Annotated in this window: 22 protein-coding genes and 1 tRNA gene; 15 read left to right on the forward strand and 8 right to left on the reverse strand. The window is 62.7% G+C overall.

Annotated elements, in window-relative coordinates; all coding sequences use genetic code 11:
- From WD767_09905 to WD767_09915, 3 genes are all read left to right on the forward strand, one after another.
- Positions 1-451: DUF3489 domain-containing protein (locus WD767_09905; GenBank protein MEX2616400.1), on the forward strand; the 451-nt coding region annotated here is incomplete at its 5' end.
- A gap of 3 nt (positions 452-454) precedes the next feature.
- On the forward strand, positions 455-652 hold the full coding sequence (locus tag WD767_09910) for a hypothetical protein (protein MEX2616401.1): 198 nt from the start codon (positions 455-457) through the stop codon (positions 650-652).
- The gene (locus tag WD767_09915) at positions 636-2,798 is read left to right on the forward strand and encodes a recombinase family protein (protein ID MEX2616402.1); all 2,163 of its coding nucleotides are present in this window, start codon (positions 636-638) and stop codon (positions 2,796-2,798) included. Before WD767_09910 ends, WD767_09915 begins: the two co-directional genes overlap by 17 nt.
- Before the next feature lie 194 nt (positions 2,799-2,992).
- On the opposite strand, the gene WD767_09920 is transcribed toward WD767_09915, so the two are convergent.
- Positions 2,993-3,068, reverse strand: a tRNA-Ala gene (locus WD767_09920).
- A 179-nt stretch (positions 3,069-3,247) separates the two neighbouring features.
- Here WD767_09920 and WD767_09925 point away from each other — a divergent pair.
- Together WD767_09925 and folD are read left to right on the forward strand one after the other, a co-directional pair.
- Positions 3,248-3,535 carry a YggT family protein gene (locus tag WD767_09925; protein MEX2616403.1) on the forward strand — a complete coding sequence of 96 codons (288 nt, stop codon included), beginning with the start codon at positions 3,248-3,250 and terminating at the stop codon, positions 3,533-3,535.
- Positions 3,536-3,839: 304 nt separating this feature from the next.
- Complete coding sequence (gene folD / locus WD767_09930; GenBank protein MEX2616404.1) at positions 3,840-4,730, forward strand: bifunctional methylenetetrahydrofolate dehydrogenase/methenyltetrahydrofolate cyclohydrolase FolD; 891 nt, start codon at positions 3,840-3,842, stop codon at positions 4,728-4,730.
- Positions 4,731-4,830: 100 nt separating this feature from the next.
- On the opposite strand, the gene WD767_09935 is transcribed toward folD, so the two are convergent.
- Positions 4,831-5,148, reverse strand: coding sequence for a DUF3253 domain-containing protein (locus tag WD767_09935; GenBank protein ID MEX2616405.1), 318 nt, complete (start codon positions 5,146-5,148; stop codon positions 4,831-4,833).
- Positions 5,149-5,244: 96 nt separating this feature from the next.
- Here WD767_09935 and WD767_09940 point away from each other — a divergent pair, with 96 nt between their 5' ends.
- Positions 5,245-5,937, forward strand: coding sequence for an NnrU family protein (locus WD767_09940; GenBank protein MEX2616406.1), 693 nt, complete (start codon positions 5,245-5,247; stop codon positions 5,935-5,937).
- Here the strand turns inward: WD767_09940 and WD767_09945 are convergent.
- Positions 5,934-7,145 carry an argininosuccinate synthase gene (locus tag WD767_09945; GenBank protein ID MEX2616407.1) on the reverse strand — a complete coding sequence of 404 codons (1,212 nt, stop codon included), beginning with the start codon at positions 7,143-7,145 and terminating at the stop codon, positions 5,934-5,936. The two genes, WD767_09940 and WD767_09945, sit on opposite strands and share 4 nt — an antisense overlap.
- A 116-nt stretch (positions 7,146-7,261) precedes the next feature.
- On the opposite strand from WD767_09945, the gene WD767_09950 reads away from it, so the two are divergent.
- On the forward strand, positions 7,262-7,957 hold the full coding sequence (locus tag WD767_09950) for an RraA family protein (protein MEX2616408.1): 696 nt from the start codon (positions 7,262-7,264) through the stop codon (positions 7,955-7,957).
- 15 nt (positions 7,958-7,972) lie between these two features.
- Here the strand turns inward: WD767_09950 and WD767_09955 are convergent, their stop codons facing one another.
- A complete protein-coding gene (locus WD767_09955; protein ID MEX2616409.1) occupies positions 7,973-8,680 on the reverse strand; it encodes an SDR family NAD(P)-dependent oxidoreductase in 708 nt (235 codons plus the stop codon).
- 24 nt (positions 8,681-8,704) lie between these two features.
- On the reverse strand, positions 8,705-9,826 hold the full coding sequence (gene rlmN, locus WD767_09960) for a 23S rRNA (adenine(2503)-C(2))-methyltransferase RlmN (protein ID MEX2616410.1): 1,122 nt from the start codon (positions 9,824-9,826) through the stop codon (positions 8,705-8,707).
- Between the two features lie 145 nt (positions 9,827-9,971).
- On the opposite strand from rlmN, the gene WD767_09965 reads away from it, so the two are divergent.
- The 4 genes from WD767_09965 to WD767_09980 are packed head-to-tail and all read left to right on the forward strand — an operon-like array spanning position 9,972 to position 12,636.
- Positions 9,972-10,172, forward strand: coding sequence for a hypothetical protein (locus WD767_09965; GenBank protein MEX2616411.1), 201 nt, complete (start codon positions 9,972-9,974; stop codon positions 10,170-10,172).
- Entirely contained in the window at positions 10,169-10,963 is a 795-nt protein-coding gene (locus WD767_09970; GenBank protein MEX2616412.1) for a class I SAM-dependent methyltransferase, read from the forward strand. Before WD767_09965 ends, WD767_09970 begins: the two co-directional genes overlap by 4 nt.
- A 58-nt stretch (positions 10,964-11,021) precedes the next feature.
- The gene (locus WD767_09975; GenBank protein ID MEX2616413.1) at positions 11,022-11,888 is read left to right on the forward strand and encodes an NYN domain-containing protein; all 867 of its coding nucleotides are present in this window, start codon (positions 11,022-11,024) and stop codon (positions 11,886-11,888) included.
- Positions 11,889-11,904: 16 nt separating this feature from the next.
- A complete protein-coding gene (locus tag WD767_09980; protein ID MEX2616414.1) occupies positions 11,905-12,636 on the forward strand; it encodes a trypsin-like peptidase domain-containing protein in 732 nt (243 codons plus the stop codon).
- Between the two features lie 14 nt (positions 12,637-12,650).
- On the opposite strand, the gene WD767_09985 is transcribed toward WD767_09980, so the two are convergent.
- The 3 genes from WD767_09985 to WD767_09995 are packed head-to-tail and all read right to left on the reverse strand — an operon-like array spanning position 12,651 to position 14,530.
- Positions 12,651-13,457, reverse strand: a complete 807-nt coding sequence (locus tag WD767_09985; GenBank protein ID MEX2616415.1) for an alpha/beta fold hydrolase — start codon at positions 13,455-13,457, stop codon at positions 12,651-12,653.
- A gap of 1 nt (position 13,458) precedes the next feature.
- Positions 13,459-13,947 carry an invasion associated locus B family protein gene (locus WD767_09990; protein MEX2616416.1) on the reverse strand — a complete coding sequence of 163 codons (489 nt, stop codon included), beginning with the start codon at positions 13,945-13,947 and terminating at the stop codon, positions 13,459-13,461.
- Positions 13,948-13,999: 52 nt separating this feature from the next.
- Positions 14,000-14,530: an RNA methyltransferase gene (locus tag WD767_09995; GenBank protein MEX2616417.1), complete on the reverse strand. Its 531-nt coding sequence runs from the start codon at positions 14,528-14,530 to the stop codon at positions 14,000-14,002.
- Between the two features lie 164 nt (positions 14,531-14,694).
- Here WD767_09995 and WD767_10000 point away from each other — a divergent pair, with 164 nt between their 5' ends.
- From WD767_10000 to WD767_10015, 4 genes are all read left to right on the forward strand, one after another.
- Positions 14,695-15,621 (forward strand): NADPH:quinone oxidoreductase family protein, encoded by a 927-nt coding sequence (locus tag WD767_10000; protein MEX2616418.1) that lies wholly within the window; start codon positions 14,695-14,697, stop codon positions 15,619-15,621.
- 223 nt (positions 15,622-15,844) lie between these two features.
- Entirely contained in the window at positions 15,845-16,702 is an 858-nt protein-coding gene (locus WD767_10005) for a putative selenate ABC transporter substrate-binding protein (protein ID MEX2616419.1), read from the forward strand.
- Positions 16,703-16,707: 5 nt separating this feature from the next.
- Positions 16,708-17,364 (forward strand): ATP-binding cassette domain-containing protein, encoded by a 657-nt coding sequence (locus WD767_10010; protein ID MEX2616420.1) that lies wholly within the window; start codon positions 16,708-16,710, stop codon positions 17,362-17,364.
- Complete coding sequence (locus WD767_10015) at positions 17,345-18,865, forward strand: ABC transporter permease (protein MEX2616421.1); 1,521 nt, start codon at positions 17,345-17,347, stop codon at positions 18,863-18,865. The genes WD767_10010 and WD767_10015 overlap by 20 nt, the downstream gene beginning before the upstream one ends.
- The last annotated feature ends 10 nt before the right edge of the window (positions 18,866-18,875 follow it).

The following is an 18,875-nucleotide window of genomic DNA, read 5'->3' on the forward strand; positions in this document are numbered from 1 at the left end:
CCAAGAAGCACGATCAAATCGTCACCCGCAAGAGCGGTCAGACCGGACGGCTACGTCATCGAACACCATCAGAAGCCTGATCAAGCGCGGCCTGATCGCCGAACGGAACGCGGCTCCCGATGACGCGGTCTGGCGCGAAACCGGTGATGTCCGTCTGACACTTGTCATTACCGGCCCCGGCCTTGCCGCAATCGGCGTCGATCCGGTGGAAGCGCCTTCGGATAGCGCCACGAAGCCAACGCGCAAGCACAGCAAACAGACGATGCTGATCGACCTGCTGAAGCGTCCCGATGGCGCCAGTATCGACGAATTGAGCCTGGCCCTGGACTGGCAGGCCCATTCGGTGCGTGGCGCCATCAGCGGCGCCTTGAAGAAGAAGCTCGGCTTCACGGTAATGTCCGAGGCGAACGCCACGCGCGGCCGCGTTTATCGCATCGCGGCGGAGGGCTGAACCATGTGCCGCAACAAACCCGTCGCCGATCATGATCCGAACGTGAGCCCCTGTTTGCAGCAACCCCTGCGCACTTGTGAAGCGGCCCCGCGCGATCTGCTGCGTGCCGAACCGAATCGGGAACATGGAAAGAAAACACCCGGCCAAATTCAATGCGCCAACCCGGCCCGCGAAGCCTATCCGCATGACGGGCAGGAATAGCGCCTCCGATCCGGAGCGGGAGATCGCCCTGTTGAGCGATCTCCCGTATGCGGGTCTGGTCGCGTGCTGGCTGTCCAGGCTGGGTACACGGCCACCCAAAGGCCTGAGCCGCAAGCTATTGCTGCTGGCGCTCGCCTATCGGATACAGGCGGATGCTTTCGGCGATCTCGATTCAAGAACGGACCGCTGTTTGCGTGCTGTCGTATCGGGCGACCGGGAAGCGCTGCCGCCTCGGGTTCCGTCAACGCCGGTTTTAAAACCCGGCATGCGGTTGATGCGGGAATGGAACGGACGCACCCATGTGGTTGACGTGACCGAGACCGGGCTCCTGTGGAACGAACAGACCTATACCTCGCTCTCCGCCATCGCCTGCGCCATCACCGGCGCGCTGGTCCGGACCGCGCTTCTTCGGCTTGCGAGGAAAACAATCGTGATGCCCGACAGACAAGTGTCCACCAAAGGCGCGCGGGTGCGCAAGAAGCGATGCGCCATCTATACCCGCAAATCGACCGACGAAGGGCTGGAACAGGACTTCAACAGCCTGGATGCGCAACGCGAGGCCTGTGAAGCCTATATCCTGAGTCAGGCCGGCGAAGGATGGCTGGGGCTTCCTCACCGTTACGACGATGGCGGCTTCTCCGGTGGATCAATGAACCGGCCCGGCCTTACGGCACTGCTCGCCGATATCGCCGCCGGCAAGGTCGATGTGGTGGTGGTCTACAAGGTGGACCGATTGACCCGCGCACTTTCGGATTTTGCCCGGCTGGTCGATGTATTCGATACGAACCACGTGTCCTTCGTCTCGGTCACCCAGGCCTTCAATACCACCACGTCCATGGGCCGGCTGACGCTCAACGTGCTGCTGTCCTTTGCCCAGTTCGAGCGGGAAGTGACGGCGGAGCGCATCCGCGACAAGATCGCCGCCTCGAAGAAGAAAGGTATGTGGATGGGCGGTCTGCCGCCGCTCGGATACGACAATCTGGGCAAGAAGCTGATTATCAATGCGGCGGAAGCCGAAACCGTGCGGCGTCTGTTCGCCTTGTACCTGGAGCATAAAAATGTCCGCCTGGTGAAGCGTGAAGCCGACCGCCTGGGCCTAACCACCAAACCCCGCAAACCGAACAACGGGCGACCCAGCGGCAATCTGCCGTTCACCCGTGGCCATCTCTACAAGCTGCTCGCCAACCCTCTTTATGCGGGTTTGATCGCGCACAAGGGGCAGCGTCACGAGGCCCAGCATACTGCGATCATCACCCGCGACTCCTGGGAGCAAGTCCAGGCGTGTCTGGCAGAAAATGGCGTGAAGCGTCGATCCGCGACAAATTCCATCAGCAGGCACACATTCGCGAGCAGAATCTTCGATGAAACCGGCGATATGCTCCGACCCCATCACGCCAACAAGAAGGGCCGACGCTATCACTACTATGTTTCCCGCCGCCTGCTTGCCGAGCCGGGCAACCCTGACCCTTCAGGATGGCGCCTGCCTGCCAGGGAGTTGAACCACACGATTGCGCGGATCGTGATCGGATGGCTGCATGATCACCGCGAACCGGAAGCTTGCCTGCTGTCCACGACGGCCCGGATTGCCGAACGGACCAGCCTGACCGCTGCAGCGCAAGCGATCGTCGAGGAATGGAAGCAAGGCGGGAGCGACCCGAAATCCATCGCGGATCTGGTCGAGCGCATCGAACTGGCGCCCGCCGAAATCCGGATCACGCTCGACCGCCATCGTCTGTCTGACGCACTCAACCTGTCCGACATTCCTTCCGGTGAAGCGAAGCAGATCGTGATCGCGGTTCCCGTCACACTCAAGCGACGAGGTATTGAAGCCCGGCTGGTCACGGGCGAAGGCCATGCCCGGATTGCAGCGCCAAACGCAAAACTGGTTGCCGCCGTTGCGGCGGCCCGAAACTGGTTCGCCGAGATTCAAACAGGCGAAGCCGAATCTGTGCTCGAACTGGCGGCGCGCCACAAGGTCGATCCCAGCCATATCAGCCGCACCCTGCCGCTGGCCTTCCTTGCCCCGGATATCGTCAACGCGATCATCGACGGGCGCATCGATCCCGAACTCACCCTGTCCCGCATCAGGCGCCTGAAACTGCCGGTGCGGTGGCAAGCCCAGCGAGAGCTCTTGCGCATCCAATAGCAGTTGCTTCCGGGCTGTTATCCTAACGGAATGACCTCGAAAAGTGCCCGCGGAGACGCACTGCGAAATACCGCCAGAATAGCGTTTAAATGCGTCTCCCGGCCCTGGACAGGGGCGCGCCTGTAACGCTAGACCCCTGAATTCAGGCGGTTATTCTGAAGACAACGAAATGACCAAAATATCCCGGAAACGAGTGGTGGAGCCGAGGAGGATCGAACTCCTGACCTCCGCATTGCGAACGCGGCGCTCTCCCATCTGAGCTACGGCCCCACAGCGGCTTGACCGGATAAGGGCCCGCCCGCTAAGCGTGCGGGAATATGTGAGCAGCGCGGGACCGTGTCAAGGCTCCTCGTCAATCGAATTTCAACGGCCAACGGACTTGCCTCGGATAACCGCCGCGCAGTAGTTTCGCGTGGGAATTCTTCCGCAATCAAGGGATCAGAATCGCCATGTTGTCACTTCTCGGGCTGATAAACGCCGTCATCGGACTTTATATATGGTGCCTGATCATTTCCGCCATCCTCAGCTGGCTGATCGCCTTCAATGTGGTCAACACGCAGAACCGCATCGTCTATTCGATAGGGGAATTCCTGTATCGCATCACGGAGCCCGCCCTGCGGCGCATTCGCCAGTTCCTGCCAAGCCTGGGCGGCATCGACCTGTCGCCGGTCGTCCTGATCCTGTTGCTGATTTTCGCGCGCAACCTGCTGAACGAATACTGGCCCGGAATGATGTGACGTGACGCCATCGCCTGTCCGCTGCGTCGAGGATGGCGTCACCGTGTCGATCCGGCTGACGCCAAAGGCGAAGAATGCAGGATTCAACGGGGTTCGGGCGCTGGCGGACGGCATGGCCCTCAAGGTCGGCGGGACGGAAGCGCCCGGGCGCAACCGCGCCAATGCTACGGCCCTGCCGGCGCTTCGCATCTCGGCAGGACAGACCGGCCGGAACAAGCTGGTCCACGTCGCCGGGAATACTCAACAACTGAACGAGACACTGAGAGACTGGGAGAGACTGGGAGAGACTGGATGGCGACACAACATGACTGATCCGAAAATCATCGACGGCAAGGCGTTTGCGGCGCGGTTGCGGGCGTCCCTGACGGAAATCGTGGCGGACCTGAAACAGAACCATAACCTGACGCCGGGGCTCGCCGTGGTGCTGGTCGGCGAGGATCCCGCGAGCCTCGTCTATGTGCGCAACAAGGCGAAACAGACCGCCGCCTGCGGCATGCGGAGTTTCGAGCACCGGCTGCCGGCGGATGCAAGCCAGGCGGACCTGTTGTCGCTGGTCGCGCGGCTGAACAGCGATCCGGCCGTACACGGCATCCTGGTGCAACTGCCGCTGCCGGCGGGAATCGACGAACATGCGGTCGTCGACGCCATCAATCCGGCGAAGGATGTCGACGGGTTTCATGTCATCAATACCGGTCGGCTGGCGACCGGCGCCCCGGCAATGACGCCGTGCACGCCGCTCGGCTGCCTGATGATGCTGCAGGACCGGTTGGGCGACCTTTCCGGCCTGGAAGCGGTCATTGTCGGCCGTTCCAACATCGTCGGAAAACCGATGGCGACGCTGCTGCTGGCCGCCAACTGTACCGTGACGATCGCCCATTCACGCAGCCGCGACCTGCCCGCCATCTGCCGCCGCGCCGATATTCTGGTCGTGTCGGCCGGCCGGCCGGAAATGATCCGCGGCGACTGGGTAAAGCCCGGCGCGACCGTCATCGATGTCGGCATCAACCGTGTACCATCCGCAACGGAAGGCAAGACGCGGCTGGTCGGCGATGTCGCCTTCGCCGAAGTCGCTTCCATCGCCGGAGCCATCACCCCCGTACCCGGCGGAGTCGGCCCGATGACGATTGCGGTATTGTTGCGCAATACGGTCGTCGCGGTCTGCCGTCAGAACGGCTTGCCCGATCCCGCCATCTGACACCGGCACTACATCCGGTTACGGCCGCGGTTCAATACGACCGGGCATTGTTCTGAATCAGAAAATGTGGTGTCGCGGCGCCGGGCGGTGAAACAGCCGGTTATCCGTCCGAATCGGGAAGGCGCAGGCGGACAACACCCTTGAAGTCATTGGGGTCGACCTTCTGGCCCTTGCGGGTGATATCGATCCGCCCCGACCGCGCCAGGTAAATCATCTGCTGTTTGACCGACGTCATGTAACGCCGCCACAGCTCGGGCGGGTCCTTCGGTTTCGCGCGAGCTTCGCCGATCGCCTTGGCGATATCCATGGGCGATGCCGATTTTCCGGGGCCGAGCGCATCAAGATACGACAGGATCGTTTCCGCTATCGGGTCGTCCTTGCGTTCCGCGTCCTTGCTTTTGTCATCTGTTTCCATCATGGCGGATGTTTAGCATGGCATTTCGCGATAGCAACAACCAACTTGCGACGAAACGGGTACTGGACGCCGCCACACGCCGTGTCAATAATTTGGCGCATGACCGGAACGATCGATACCCTCGCACTGGCGACCGCCTTCTTTATCGGCGCACATTTCATCCTTTCCAGCATTCCCGTCCGCACGGGCCTTGTGTTGCGGATTGGCGAAGGCTCGTTCAGGGGGATCTATTCGCTGATCGTGCTGACGGCGTTCGGCTGGATGCTGCTGGCGTATCGCGACGCCCCGTATATTGAAATCTGGTCGCAGTCCGCTGCGTTGCGGCACGTGCCGCTGGCGATCATGCCGCTTGCCTGCCTGTTTGTGGTGATCGGTCTGTTTACCCGAAGCGTCACGTCCATCGGCGGGGAAAATCTGCTTGACGATCCGCACCCGGTGCGCGGCATCGCCACGATTACCCGCCATCCCTTCCTGTGGGGTGTGGCGCTATGGGGAATCGCACATATCGCGGCAAACGGCGACCTTGCCAGTATCGTGCTGTTCGGCGGGCTGACGGTCCTGGCGCTGGGCGGCATGGCGCATATCGACCACCGGCGGCGGGAAACGACCGGCGCGGCCTGGGGGCCGGTCGCGATGACCAGTTCCGCGATCCCTTTTCTGGCCGTCATCCAGGGGCGCACGAAAATCGACTGGGCCGGAATCGGCGTCACCCGGCCGCTCGCCGGACTGGCCCTTTACGTCATCATCCTGCTGACCCATGACATGGCGTTCGGGGTCGCAGCACTGCCTTAACCCTCGCGCCGCCGGGCCAGCCGCAGGCGCAGCGCGTTCAGCTTGATGAACCCTTCGGCGTCGTGCTGGTCGTAGACATCGTCTTCCTCGAAGGTCACATGCGCCAGCGAATACAGGCTGTCGGGCGATGCGCGGCCGATCACGGTGGCGCTGCCCTTGTACAGCTTCAGCCGCACGGTGCCGTTGACGCGTTCCTGGCTCCTGTCGATCAGCGCCTGCAGCATCTCGCGTTCCGGCGCGAACCAGAAGCCGTTATAGATCAGCTTGGCGTAACGCGGCATAATCTCGTCCTTGAGATGCATGGCCTCGCGGTCCAGCGTGATCGATTCCATCGCCCGGTGCGCCGCCAGCAGGATCGTGCCGCCCGGCGTTTCGTAGACACCGCGCGACTTCATGCCGACGAAACGGTTCTCCACCAGGTCAAGCCGCCCGATGCCGTTCGCGCCGCCCAGTTCGTTCAGCTTCGTCAGCAGGGTCGCGGGGGACATCGTCACGCCATCGATGGAAACGGGATCGCCCCTGGTGAATCCGATCTCGACAACTGTCGGCGCGTCGGGCGCCGCTTCCGGCGAAACCGTGCGGGAATAGATATATTCCGGCGCCTCCTCGTTCGGGTCCTCCAGCACTTTCCCTTCGGCGGAAATATGCAGCAGGTTGGCGTCGACAGAGAACGGCGCTTCGCCGCGCTTGTCCTTCGGCACCGGGATCTGGTGCTGTTCGGCATATTCGATCAGCCGCGTGCGGCTGGTCAGGTCCCATTCGCGCCAGGGGGAAATTACCTTGATATCCGGGTTCAACCCGTAATAGCCCAATTCGAACCGGACCTGGTCGTTCCCCTTGCCGGTCGCGCCATGGGCGACCGCGTCGGCGCCGGTTTCCCGGGCGATCTCGATCTGGCGTTTGGCGATCAGCGGCCGCGCGATGGACGTGCCCAGCAGATAGGTGCCTTCATACAGGGCATTCGCGCGGAACATCGGAAAGACAAAGTCTTGCACGAAGACCTCGCGCAGGTCCTCGATATAAATCTGCTTCACGCCCATCATTTTCGCCTTGGCGCGGGCGGGTTCGATCTCCTCGCCCTGGCCCAGATCCGCGGTGAAGGTGACGACCTCGCACTTGTACGTATCCTGCAGCCAGCGCAGGATGACGGAGGTATCGAGGCCGCCGGAATAGGCGAGGACGATCTTCTTTACATTCTGTATCGACATTCTGGTATCCCGTCGCTTTGCGTTCAGCGTTGCGTATACGCTGGCAGGCAACCCTTGCGCAATGCGGTAAAACATCCGATGGTTTGCGCCAATTTCTTTTACGGGGGGACCGAACCATGAGCGACATCACCTTGACCGAAGCGGATTTCGCCGCGCTGCGCGCGCTCGATACGCCGACCGTCTGCAACGCGCTGGAAATCACCTCGCCGGAGCGCCGCGCGATGGGCTTCACGACCACGCCGCTGGTCTGTCCCCGCCCGCACCTGCCGCCGATCGTCGGATTTGCGCGCACGGCCACCCTGCGCTCCATGAAGCCGGCCGCGCCGGATGTGGTCAACCGGGTCGCCTATTACGAATATGTCGCCGCCGGCGCCGGCCCGACGATCACCTGCATCCAGGATATCGACGACCATCCGGGTTTTGGCGCGTTCTGGGGCGAAGTGAACACCAATATCCACAAGGCGATCGGCTGCCTGGGCGTGATCACCACGGGCAGCATCCGCGACCTGCCCGACTGCGCGGAGGGATTCCAGCTACTCGCCGACCGGGTCGGCCCGTCCCACGCGCATGTGCATATCGTCGATTTCGGCAAGCCGGTGCATATCCACGGCATGGACGTGCAATCCGGCGACCTGATCCATGCGGATCAGCATGGCGCGGTGGTCATTCCGATCGAGGTGGCGCGGGAAGTGCCGAAGGCCGCGAAGCAGATCCAGAACCGGGAGGCCATCGTCCTCGCCGCCTGCAAGGCGCCGGGCGCGAATATCGATACGGTGAAGGCCGCGCTGGCGAAGTCGGCGGAGTATCACTGAGGCGGAAAGCGACTCTCAGAACTTCTCCACCCAGGGCCGCAGTTCCATTTCCCAGGTCCAGGCGCTGCGGTGCTGGCGGTGGACCTGCAGATAGGCCTTCGCGATTTCATCCGGGTTCAGCGTGCCGTCCTCGCCGCGCGCCGCCGCCCGCTCGTCCTCGCCGTCGAGCAGTTGGATGCCGCCATCGATGACGAAATGGCCCACATGGATGTTCCGCGGCTGCAACTCCCGGGCGAGGCTCTGCGCCAGGCCGCGCAGGCCGAACTTGCCCATCGCGAAGGACGACGAGTTCGGATAGCCCTTCACGCTGGCCGATGCGCCGGTCAGCAGGATCGTGCCGCCGCCGGCCGGGATCATCAGCTTCGCCGCCGCCTGCGCCACCAGGAAGCCGCCAAAGGCGGAAATCATCAGCGCGTTGCGAACCGCTTCCGGATCGAGTTCCGTGACCGGCCCCCGGCCGCCGCGGTTGCTGGCGTTGTAGACGACGATATCCGGCGCGCCGATATCGGCTGTGACCGATCTGAACAATCCGTCGACCGCCGCCGGGTCGGACGCGTCGCAGGCATAGGCCCTGGCGCCGGTGTCCGCGACGAGGCCGCCGAGTTTATCCGTGTTGCGCGCCGCGACGGCGACCGCCATGCCTTCCGATGCGAAGAGCCGCGCCAGCGAGGCGCTCAGCCCCCGGCCCGCGCCGACGATCAGCGCCTTTTCCTGTTCCGCCATGACGATTTCCTCCCTGTCGTTGCGCTATTCAGCCGCTGCAACGCGCACCCGCCGCTGCCGGACACTGTCCGATTTGAGCTGGCCGCAGGCCGCGAAGATATCCCGCCCCCGGGGGCTGCGCACCGTGCCGACCAGCCCGCCTTCATGGACCGCATCGGCGAACCGTGCGATGGCGTTGCCGCTGGAGCATTCGAATTCGGCGCCGGGCCACGGGTTGAACGGGATCAGGTTCACCTTGGCCGGAATGCCCGCCAGCAGCCGCACCATTTCGCGCGCGTCCGCGACCGAATCGTTCACACCCTTGAGCATCACATATTCGAAGGTGATCCGACGGGCGTTGGATGCCGCCCCGTAATTGCGGCAGGCTTCCAGCAGTTCGGCAAGCGGATATTTCCGGTTGATCGGCACCAGCACGTCGCGCAGATCGTCGCGCACCGCATGCAGGGAGATCGCCAGCATCACGCCCAGTTCGTCGCTGCAGCGCTGGATGCCCGGCACGACGCCGGAGGTCGACAGCGTCACCTTGCGGCGCGACATCGCCAGCCCGTCGCCATCCATGACGATATGCAGCGCCTTGGCCACATTGTCGAAATTGTACAGCGGCTCGCCCATGCCCATCATGACGATATTCGTCAACTGGATATTGCCTTTCGACGCCGGCCACAATCCAAAGGCGTCCCGCGCCAGCATGACCTGTCCGACGACCTCCCCCGCCGTCAGGTTGCGCACCAGCCGCTGCGTACCCGTGTGGCAGAAAGCGCAGGTCAGCGTGCAGCCCACCTGGCTGGAAACGCACAGGGTGCCGCGGGTTTTTTCCGGAATCGAGACCATTTCCGCTTCGTTACGGTCGCCGAATCCCAACAGCCACTTGCGCGTGCCATCGGTCGATAGCAGGTCGGTATTGATCGCCGGCCGTCCGATGCGGAATTCGGCCGTCAGCCGGTCACGCAACTTGCCGGAAAGATTCGTCATTGCGGCGAAATCGGTCAGGCCGTGCTGGTAGATCCACTGATAGATCTGCCTGCCGCGATAGGCCGGCTGCCCGAGCGACGCCGCAACCGCGACGATTTCCTCGAGATTCATCCCCACCAGATCGGTTCGGGGATCGGCGGCATCGCTGGCCGCGATTGTCTGTATCGGTTCCATAGCGCCTAGATATAGGCTATCGGCGGCAACGGACAACTCGCTTTTTACCTGTCCGCGTATTCAGCCCGCCATGGTTGACGCATGTCATTGCCGGCCCATACTGATTTCCGGTAAACAAAGGCCGCGCGGCAACAGGAGAGTGGTCATGAATATGGAGGAAATGGAAGCGGCGCTGTCGCTGCTGATCGACGAAATGGAAGGCGATCAGGGGGACAGGCACGAAATCTTCATGCGCCTGCGCCAGATGCTGTCGACCATGCGCGCGGAGGGCCTGACCGTGCCGGAAGACCTTGCCGAACTGGAAAAATCGCTTTCCGCCGAATTCGAGGCCGAAACGAAAGAATGAGCACGGCGGAGAATCCCTTCGATGGCCTGGCCGCGTGCTACCAGGCGAACCGGCCGGAATACCCTGAATCGCTGCTGCGGCAACTGGCGGAGCGGGTGGAACGGCGGGAGGGCGCCCGCAAAGCCGCCGATGTGGGGGCCGGCACCGGCATCCTGACCCGGGCGCTGCGCCGGATGCTCGGCCCGGACTGGGCGATCGAAGGCATCGAACCCGGCGCGGACATGCGCCGTCAGGCGGCGGAATCGACGCCGCCGGAATACGCCATCATCTACCGGGAGGGCGGCGCGGAATCCCTGCCCTGCGGCGACGGCGTGCTGGGCCTGCTGACCGTCGCGCAGGCGATCCAGTTTTTCGACCGGCCGGTATTCTATGCCGAAACCGACCGCGTCCTGGCCGCCGGCGGCGTGCTGGCGGTGATCCAGAACAACCGCGTATGGGAAGACTCGCCGCTGCTGGACGCTCATGAAACCTTCGTTGAGGAAAACGCGGCGGGCTATTCCCGTCATTACCGCGACATCGACCTGCTGGGCGAATTCCAGGCGCTCGCCTGGGCGGATTCGGCGGAACTGCTGTCCCATGACTGGCCGCTGGATATCTCCGCCGACCGCTTCACCGGGATGATGCTGTCCCGCCGCACAATGAAACCCGCCGTCGCGGCGTGCGGCGAGGGTTTCGTCGAAACCGCCCTGCGCGCCATGGCGGCCCGCCATGGCAACCCCGACGGCAGCGTCACCATTCCCTACCGGACGGAACTTTATCTGGCGGCAAAACGTGTGCCCCCGACCGAATAGGTGCATAATGCGGATACAGTTCCGCATGACCGGCATGCGGCCCCATTGAAAGACCGTTATGACGACAAGTGACACTGAATACACGATGGCCCTGTTCTGCGACTTCGAGAACGTGGCGCTGGGTGTGCGCGACGCGAAGATTCCGAAATTTGACATGAAGCTGGTGCTCGAGCGGCTGCTGCTCAAAGGCAGCATCGTGGTCAAGAAGGCCTATTGCGACTGGGACCGGTACAAGGAATTCAAGTCGACAATGCACGAAACCGCCTTCGAACTGATCGAGATTCCCCATACCCGCATGTCCGGCAAGAATTCCGCCGATATCCGCATGGTCGTGGACGCGCTCGACCTGTGCTACACCAAGGAGCATATAGACACTTTCGTGGTAATCAGCGGCGATTCCGACTTCTCGCCGCTGGTCAGCAAGCTGCGCGAGAACGCCAAGACCGTCATCGGCGTCGGCGTGAAGAACAGCACCTCCGACCTGCTGATGAACAATTGCGACGAATTCATCTATTACGATGACCTTGCACGCGCCGTCGCCGCTCCCGCGCCGCGCCGAAAGACGCCCGTGACGAAAAAGCCGGTATCCGCGGAGCCTGCGAAGGCGCCGGCCAAGGCGAAGGCGCCGGCCGCAAAACCGGCCACCGCCGAGGAAAACGCAGCGCTGGACGCCAAGGAAGCCGAAGCCATTGACATGGTCGTGAAACTGGCGGAAGAACTGATCGCCGAACGTGGCGGACAGGTCTGGAGTTCGATGGTCAAGCAGACGCTGAAGCGGCGCAAACCGGGCTTCAACGAAAGCTTTTACGGCTTCCGCTCCTTCAGCGAAGTGCTGGAGGAAGCGGAAGACCTGGGATTGCTGGCGCTGGAACTGGATGACCGCTCCGGCGGCTATATCGTCCGGACGGCGCCCGATAGCGACTGACTGCGTGGTGGTTTAGATGATTGAATCAATCCTGCTCACCTCATCCTGCGTCAACACCTATTTCGGCCAGCAGCCGCTAACCAATGCAAGCGGCTTCCTGTTCGAACGAGACGGCCGGCTGTTCCTGGTCACCAGCCGGCACGTGTTCGTCGACGAACCGAGCCAGCATTTCCCCGACCGGATCGTCATAGAATTCCACGTCGATCCCTCTAATATGGCACAGTCGACCGGTTTTTCGATTCCCCTGTACCGCGACGGCAAGGCCCTGTGGCGGCAGGGCATCGACGCCGCAGGGAATGTCGACGTCGCGGCGATAGAGATCGACCGCGGCGCCATCCCGGAAACAACCAGCTATTACGCCTTTACCCCCGCACACCTGCTCCGCCCCGAGGAACAGCCCGATGTCGGAACCCTGCTGCTGGTCATCGGTTTCCCACTCGGATTTCACGACACGCTGCACCACTTGCCGGTGGCGCGCCAGGCCATCATCGCCTCCTCCCTCGGGCTGCGATTCCAGGGCCAGGGCTATTTCCTGACCGACGGGCGCACCCATCGCGGCATCAGCGGGGCCGCCGTCGTCATGCGCAGCGCCAACCCGGATCCCGCGATCAGCGACCTGCCCTGGAAACTGCTCGGCATTCATTCGGCGCGGCTCGATGTCGGCACGCGTGACCTCAATATCGACGAAGCGCTGGGCCTAAACTGCGCCTGGTACGCCGACATCCTGATGACGCTGACCGAAGGCTGAATGCTCCGGAGGTATCAGGTCGCCCGCTGCAGATGCGCCTCCAGCGCCGCATTGAACTGTGCGGGGTTTTCGAGATTCGAGATATGCGACGCGGGATCGACGATGACGCATTCCGACCCCGGAACCCGTGCGTGCATGGCCCGCGCCGCTTCGGGCGGACAGGCCGCGTCCTGCGATCCGACGAGGAACATGACCGGCAGCGTGAGTTCACCCAGCCGCCGTTCGAAATCCAGCGTCTGCAACGCGCGCGAACAGCCGGTGAATCCTTCCCGGCTGGTGTTGCGGATCATGTCGCGGACCCGGTCGCAGACCGTCCTGCCCATTTGCAGGAAAGGCGGCGTAAACCAGCGCTTGATGGTCGGCTCGACGATGGCCTCCATTCCGCCGGCGTCGATCACCCTAATGCGGTCATCCCATGCCGCAACGAAGGCCGGATCGGCCTGGGCCCGGGAATCGCAGACGGCAAGGCTCAGCAGCCGGTCGCCATGATTCAGCGCCGTCGCGATCCCGGTCGAGCCGCCCAGCGACAGCCCGACCCAATGGGCCCTGTCAATCCCCAGCGCATCCATCAGCCCGACCGCATCGCCCGTCAGCAGCTCGAAGGAATAGGGCGGCGCCGTCGCTTCGGTACGCCCATGACCCCGGGTGTCGTATCGCAGTATCCGGAAGCGGTCCCCCAGCAGCGCGGCCTGATTGTCCCACAGGGTGAGGTCGGTCGCCAGCGAGTTGCTGAAGATCAGCCAGGGGGCGCCCTCCTGTCCGTCGATACGGCAGTTGAAGGTTATGCCGTTTGCATGGACCCCCACGTCGTTCGCCGGCATTTCACTTCACGTCGCAGGCTTCGTTGATGGCGTTGTGAGCCGCCGTGAATCCAAGCAGGGAGTAGGTGTCGGTCGTCCTGGTGCCGCGGTTCGATTCCCCCTCCACGACCATATCCTTGCCGATGCGCATCGCCCGGATCATTTTCGCATCGTCTTCCGGTGCGCGGTTCCAGGCCGTGTCCCCATCGGTGAACATTTCGAATTTTTCGTTGCCGACGGTCGCGACGGCGTCGCTGTTTTCCTTGTAGGTGTAGCCGGTTTCAATGCTGATCTCGTTAACCCGCTTCGGCCGCGCCCAGGTGCGGTGGGCGACGAAAATGCGCACCGGCCCGCGCCTGGTGTAATCGCCGGTTTCCGCCTGCGGCGTGCTCCATACAACGCAGACGGTCTTGCCGTCTTCCTCGAAACTATAGGCCTGCCAGTCCTTGAAGGTCCCCAGCGCAGTTTCCTCCGCGGCTACCACGCCCGGCGCCAGGCCGATGCCGGCCACCAGAAAAAGAAATCCTATTCCCGCTGCAACGTTCAATTTGCGCTCCCTGCTGTTACGATTTGCGCCGCGAAAACCGCCCGCCATGAACATGCGCCGGGGCGGCCTCGACCGGTCCGCCGGCGGTGACCGGCCGCGACGCAAATCGGCCCTTCGACAATTGTCGATCATACATCAGTATCGCACCGGCGATGCCGACATTAACGCAGAATTTGGTCGGAATCTTGACAGTAAAGTCACACCGTTCCGTCAGGGCAAGCGACAGCGAGCCCCGTTCCGGCCCCAGCACATAAGCCGCCCGGTCCGGATGCGCGAAACTGGGAAGGTCGACCGCATCGTCCAGCAATTCCACGCCGACCAGCCGGCAATCATGCGGCGCCCTGAATTCATCCACCGAATCGAACTGGTATAGCGGCACGTGCCGGGCGGTTGCGGATGTATCCGCCCGAAGCGACGCCCGTACATCGAACACCGGCGCGATAACGAACACGAAGCTGGCGCCAAACGCGTGGGCGGAACGGAACAGACCGCCGACATTCATGGGCTTCGAGATGCTCTCGACGCCGATTCCAAAAAAACCCCGCATGACGGAGTTTCTTGCATGGACGCCCCTTCAGGGGCAAGCTGCGATTTGCATCCTGTTGCCGTATTGTCAGCCTGTCGGCACAATATCTATTGCAGCAAACAATCATGGGGGGCCGCATGCGGGCCATGCGCGTTAACGAACTCGGCAAGCCCGAGACCTTGACTATGTCCGAAGTACCGTCGCCGGTGCCGGGACCGGGACAGGTACGGATTGCCGTGCATGCCGCAGGGTGCAATTTCGCCGATACGCTGATGATCAGCGGGCACTACCAGTACAAGCCGGAAATGCCCTTTACGCCGGGGCTGGAAGTCGCCGGCACCATCATGGATGCGGGTCCGGACGTGACCGGATTCCGGCCCGGCGACCGGGTCATGTCGTGGGTCGGCCTGGGCGGCTATGCGGAAGAGGCCCTCGCCAACGCCAATAACACCGCCCTGATCCCCGATGGCATGGATTTCACGGTCGCGGCGGGATTTCCGATCACCTATTCGACCGCTACCATCACGCTGGAGCATCGTCAGGTGCATCTGGCGGCGGGTGAAGTCCTGCTGGTGCATGGCGCCACGGGCGGGGCGGGACTGGCCGCCGTCGATGTGGGCAAGGCCATGGGCGCGACGGTCGTCGCCACGGTAGGCAGCGACGCAAAAATGCGGATTGCGCGGGAAAGCGGCGCGGACCACGTCATCAATTATACGACGGAAAGCATCCGCGACCAGGTCAAGGCGCTGGTCGGCGGCGCCGATGTGGTGTTCGACCCGGTCGGCGGCGACGCCTTTGCGCAATCGCTGCGCTGTATCAATGAGGACGGTCGTCTGGCGATTATCGGCTTCGCCAGCGGCACCGTCCCGCAAATTCCGGCGAATTACCTGCTGGTCAAGAATATTTCCGCGATCGGCATTTCCGTCGGCGGATACCGGCGGAGCCGCCCGGACCTGACCCGGCAGACGCTGTCCCGGCTGAGCGAATGGTTCGCGGCGGGGAAGCTGCGCCCGCTGGTCGGCCAGACCTTCCCGCTGGAACGGACGGCGGAGGCGCTGAACATGCTGCTGACCCGCAGGGCAACCGGGAAAGTCGTCGTCATAACGCGCTGACACACGGGCTTTCCGTCGGGCATCATGCAGGCGCAACGCCCGCAGAGGAAATTATCATTCAATCAGCGACCGTCCCTTATTAACACATTTTTTCCGTGAAACGTCCCCGGCTCTGACGATATAGTGAGCGACGTACACTTCCGGCCGACGGCGTCCTGACGTAACGTGCCGGGCAATTTTCCCGGCTAAGGCCGGCAACAAATAACCAGACATAGGGGTGATCATGATACGGAGTACCTTTTTTGCGGCTGCGATGCTGCTGGGGTTGAGCGCCGCGGCGCATGCGGAAACCTTTGTCTTTACCGCCATTCCCGACGAGGACGAAAGTCGCCTGCAGACGCGGTTCGACAAGGTCGCGACCTATCTGTCGGAAAAGCTGGGCGTGGATGTGAAATTCGTGCCCGTGAAATCCTATGATGCGGCGGTGACGGCGTTCCGCAACGACCAGGTGCAGCTTGCCTGGTTCGGCGGGCTATCCGGCGTGCGGGCGCGGCGGCTTGTTGCCGGATCCGAAGCCATTGCCCAGGGCTATGAGGACCAGTTCTTCGTCACCTATTTCATTGCCAATACCAGCACCGGGCTGGAAGAAAGCAAGGACTTCCCGAAGGGCATCAAAGGCAAGACTTTTACCTTCGGATCCAAGGGCTCTACCTCCGGCCGGCTGATGCCGGAATTCCACATCCGCAATGAACTGGGCGACGCACCGGAAAAGGTGTTCAGCCGGGTCGGGTTCAGCGGCGATCATTCCCGCACTATCGCGCTGGTCCAGTCAGGCGCCTATGAGGTCGGCGCCACCAATTACACGGTATGGGACAACGAGGTGAAGGCCGGCACCATCGATACCTCGAAGGTCCGGATCATCTGGAAAACCCCGACCTATCCCGATTACCAGTGGACGATCCGTGGCGATGTGTCGGAGAAATTCGGCGCCGGTTTCAAGGAAAAAGTGACGCAGGCGCTGCTCGGCATGGATGACGAAGACCTGCTGGCATCTTTTCCGCGCAAGCGCTTCGTGCCCGCATCCAATGAAGACTACCAGCCGATTGTCGACGTCGGCAAATCAATCGGCCTTGTCGACTGACGCCAGTGGCGCTTTTCGACCTGCATGAAGCCAGCGCGCGATACGAAGGACGCGTTGTCCTGAACAGCATCTCCCTCCGCATCGCGGCGGGAGAACGCGTTGCGCTGGTCGGCCGCAGCGGCGCCGGCAAGTCGACCCTGCTGCGCATGCTGTATGAACAGCGCGCCGCCGAGGCAGCCCTGCTGCCGCAGGAACTTGGCCTCGTACGCGTTCTGTCGGTCTTCCACAACATCTATATGGGACGGCTGAACCGCCATTCAGCCTGGTACAACCTTGTCAACCTGATCCGCCCGATGGCGCGCGAAGTGGATGCCGTCCGCGCGATGGCGCGACGGCTGGGGATTGAGGAAAAACTGTTCGAACCCTCCGGCCAGCTTTCCGGCGGGCAGCAACAGCGCACCGCCGTCGGCCGAGCCCTGTATCAGGGCAGCCCGGTCCTGATCGGGGATGAACCGGTTTCCGCCGTCGACGACCACCAGTCCCGGATCGTCCTGCAAAATATCAATGACTGCTGCAAAACGGTCATCATCGCCATGCACGATACGGCGCTGGCCATCGAATACACCGATCGCATCATCGGGCTGCGCAACGGCAGGATTGTCATGGACCAGCCGACCGCCGGCATGAATCCGGACGACCTCAATGACCTCTACCGCGGCTGATCGCGCCGACGGTCGCGGCGAAGCATCGCCGATGCTGCGCACCAGCCTGGGCTTTCTGGCGCTTGCGGTGGTATTGCTGTTCGTCGCCGACATTGAAATCAGCACCTCCGACCCCTGGACCGAATTCGGCCGCATGGCCCGGGGCGTCGTTACGCCCGATTTCACCGCAACCGAACAGTTGTTCGAAGCCATCCTGATGACCGTCGCCTTCGCGCTGCTGGGCGTGGCCGTCGCAAATGTGTTCGGATTTCTGTTATCGCTGGTATTTCATTACCGGATCGTCCGGACCGGTTGCGCCTTCATCCGCGCCATACACGAACTGTTCTGGGCGATGATCTTCCTGCAGATATTCGGGCTGTCGCCGCTGACCGGCATCCTGGCCATCGCGATCCCCTATTCCGGCATCATCGCCAAGGTCTATTCCGAAATCCTGGAAGAAGCGGATCATACCCCGCTGCGCGTCATGCCGCACGGGACCGGCAGCCTGTCGGTCTTCCTGTTTGCGCGCCTGCCGGAAGCCTGGACGCATTTCAAGACCTACTCGCTGTACCGGCTGGAATGCGGGTTGCGGTCCAGTGCGGTACTGGGTTTTGTCGGGCTGCCGACACTGGGCTATCACCTGGAATCCGCCTTCCGTCAGGGTCATTATTCGGAAGTTTCGGCGCTGCTGATCCTGTTCTACGTCATCATCGCAACGCTGCGGCGCTGGATGCATCGCCGGCTGCTGCCGCTCTACCTGATCGGCGCGCTGTTCTTCCTGCCCGCCGGCAGCGGCTTTGCGCTGGACAATATCATCCGGTTCCTGACCAGCGATATTGTCCCGCACCCGATCCGGGTGGCGGCGCATGTCGACGCGGCGGCAATGGCGGAACTGTGGATCTGGTTCAGCGATCTCTTCACCACACAGGCATTGCCGGGCATCGCCAATACCCTGGTGCTGACGATGATCGCCCTGGTCGGCGCGGGGATCGGCACGCTGGCCTTCTTCCCGCTGGTATCGCCCAAATTCCTCGGGCCGAAGGGCCGGACCGCCGGACATGTCTTTCTTGTGGTGGTCCGCTCGACCCCGGAATACATCCTGGCCTACGTCTTTCTGCAGCTCTGGGGCCCCTCCATGGCGCCGGCCATCGTCGCCCTGTCGCTGCACAATGCGGGGATCATCGGCCACCTGATCGGCCGTCACACCGAAACGCTGCCGCTGCGGCCGGACAGTCCGAAGGGCCTCAACCTGTATGCATGGGAGGTGCTGCCGCGGATCTATCCGCAGTTCCTCGCCTTCCTGTTCTATCGCTGGGAGGTAATCTTGCGGGAAACCGCGATCCTCGGCATTCTGGGCATTCCGACGCTCGGCTTTTTTGTCGACAGCGCCTTTGCGGATATCCGGTATGACCGGGCGCTGGTGCTGATCCTGATTACCGCCCTGCTGAACATCGCCATCGATATGCTGTCGCGCCGCATCCGCGCGGGGCTGCGGCTGAAAACCACCCTGGAACACGGATAACGGATAAAGA

Source organism: Alphaproteobacteria bacterium, assembly GCA_040905865.1.
In the GTDB taxonomy this organism is placed as follows: domain Bacteria; phylum Pseudomonadota; class Alphaproteobacteria; order UBA8366.

Coding starts and splice junctions, on each gene's coding strand:
- WD767_09910 (MEX2616401.1), top strand. CDS start 455: ATGTGCCGCAACAAACCCGTCGCCGATCATGATCCGAACGTGAGCCCC.
- WD767_09915 (MEX2616402.1), top strand. CDS start 636: ATGACGGGCAGGAATAGCGCCTCCGATCCGGAGCGGGAGATCGCCCTG.
- WD767_09925 (MEX2616403.1), top strand. CDS start 3,248: ATGTTGTCACTTCTCGGGCTGATAAACGCCGTCATCGGACTTTATATA.
- folD (MEX2616404.1), top strand. CDS start 3,840: ATGACTGATCCGAAAATCATCGACGGCAAGGCGTTTGCGGCGCGGTTG.
- WD767_09935 (MEX2616405.1), bottom strand. CDS start 5,148: ATGATGGAAACAGATGACAAAAGCAAGGACGCGGAACGCAAGGACGAC.
- WD767_09940 (MEX2616406.1), top strand. CDS start 5,245: ATGACCGGAACGATCGATACCCTCGCACTGGCGACCGCCTTCTTTATC.
- WD767_09945 (MEX2616407.1), bottom strand. CDS start 7,145: ATGTCGATACAGAATGTAAAGAAGATCGTCCTCGCCTATTCCGGCGGC.
- WD767_09950 (MEX2616408.1), top strand. CDS start 7,262: ATGAGCGACATCACCTTGACCGAAGCGGATTTCGCCGCGCTGCGCGCG.
- WD767_09955 (MEX2616409.1), bottom strand. CDS start 8,680: ATGGCGGAACAGGAAAAGGCGCTGATCGTCGGCGCGGGCCGGGGGCTG.
- rlmN (MEX2616410.1), bottom strand. CDS start 9,826: ATGGAACCGATACAGACAATCGCGGCCAGCGATGCCGCCGATCCCCGA.
- WD767_09965 (MEX2616411.1), top strand. CDS start 9,972: ATGAATATGGAGGAAATGGAAGCGGCGCTGTCGCTGCTGATCGACGAA.
- WD767_09970 (MEX2616412.1), top strand. CDS start 10,169: ATGAGCACGGCGGAGAATCCCTTCGATGGCCTGGCCGCGTGCTACCAG.
- WD767_09975 (MEX2616413.1), top strand. CDS start 11,022: ATGACGACAAGTGACACTGAATACACGATGGCCCTGTTCTGCGACTTC.
- WD767_09980 (MEX2616414.1), top strand. CDS start 11,905: ATGATTGAATCAATCCTGCTCACCTCATCCTGCGTCAACACCTATTTC.
- WD767_09985 (MEX2616415.1), bottom strand. CDS start 13,457: ATGCCGGCGAACGACGTGGGGGTCCATGCAAACGGCATAACCTTCAAC.
- WD767_09995 (MEX2616417.1), bottom strand. CDS start 14,530: ATGCGGGGTTTTTTTGGAATCGGCGTCGAGAGCATCTCGAAGCCCATG.
- WD767_10000 (MEX2616418.1), top strand. CDS start 14,695: ATGTCCGAAGTACCGTCGCCGGTGCCGGGACCGGGACAGGTACGGATT.
- WD767_10005 (MEX2616419.1), top strand. CDS start 15,845: ATGATACGGAGTACCTTTTTTGCGGCTGCGATGCTGCTGGGGTTGAGC.
- WD767_10015 (MEX2616421.1), top strand. CDS start 17,345: ATGACCTCTACCGCGGCTGATCGCGCCGACGGTCGCGGCGAAGCATCG.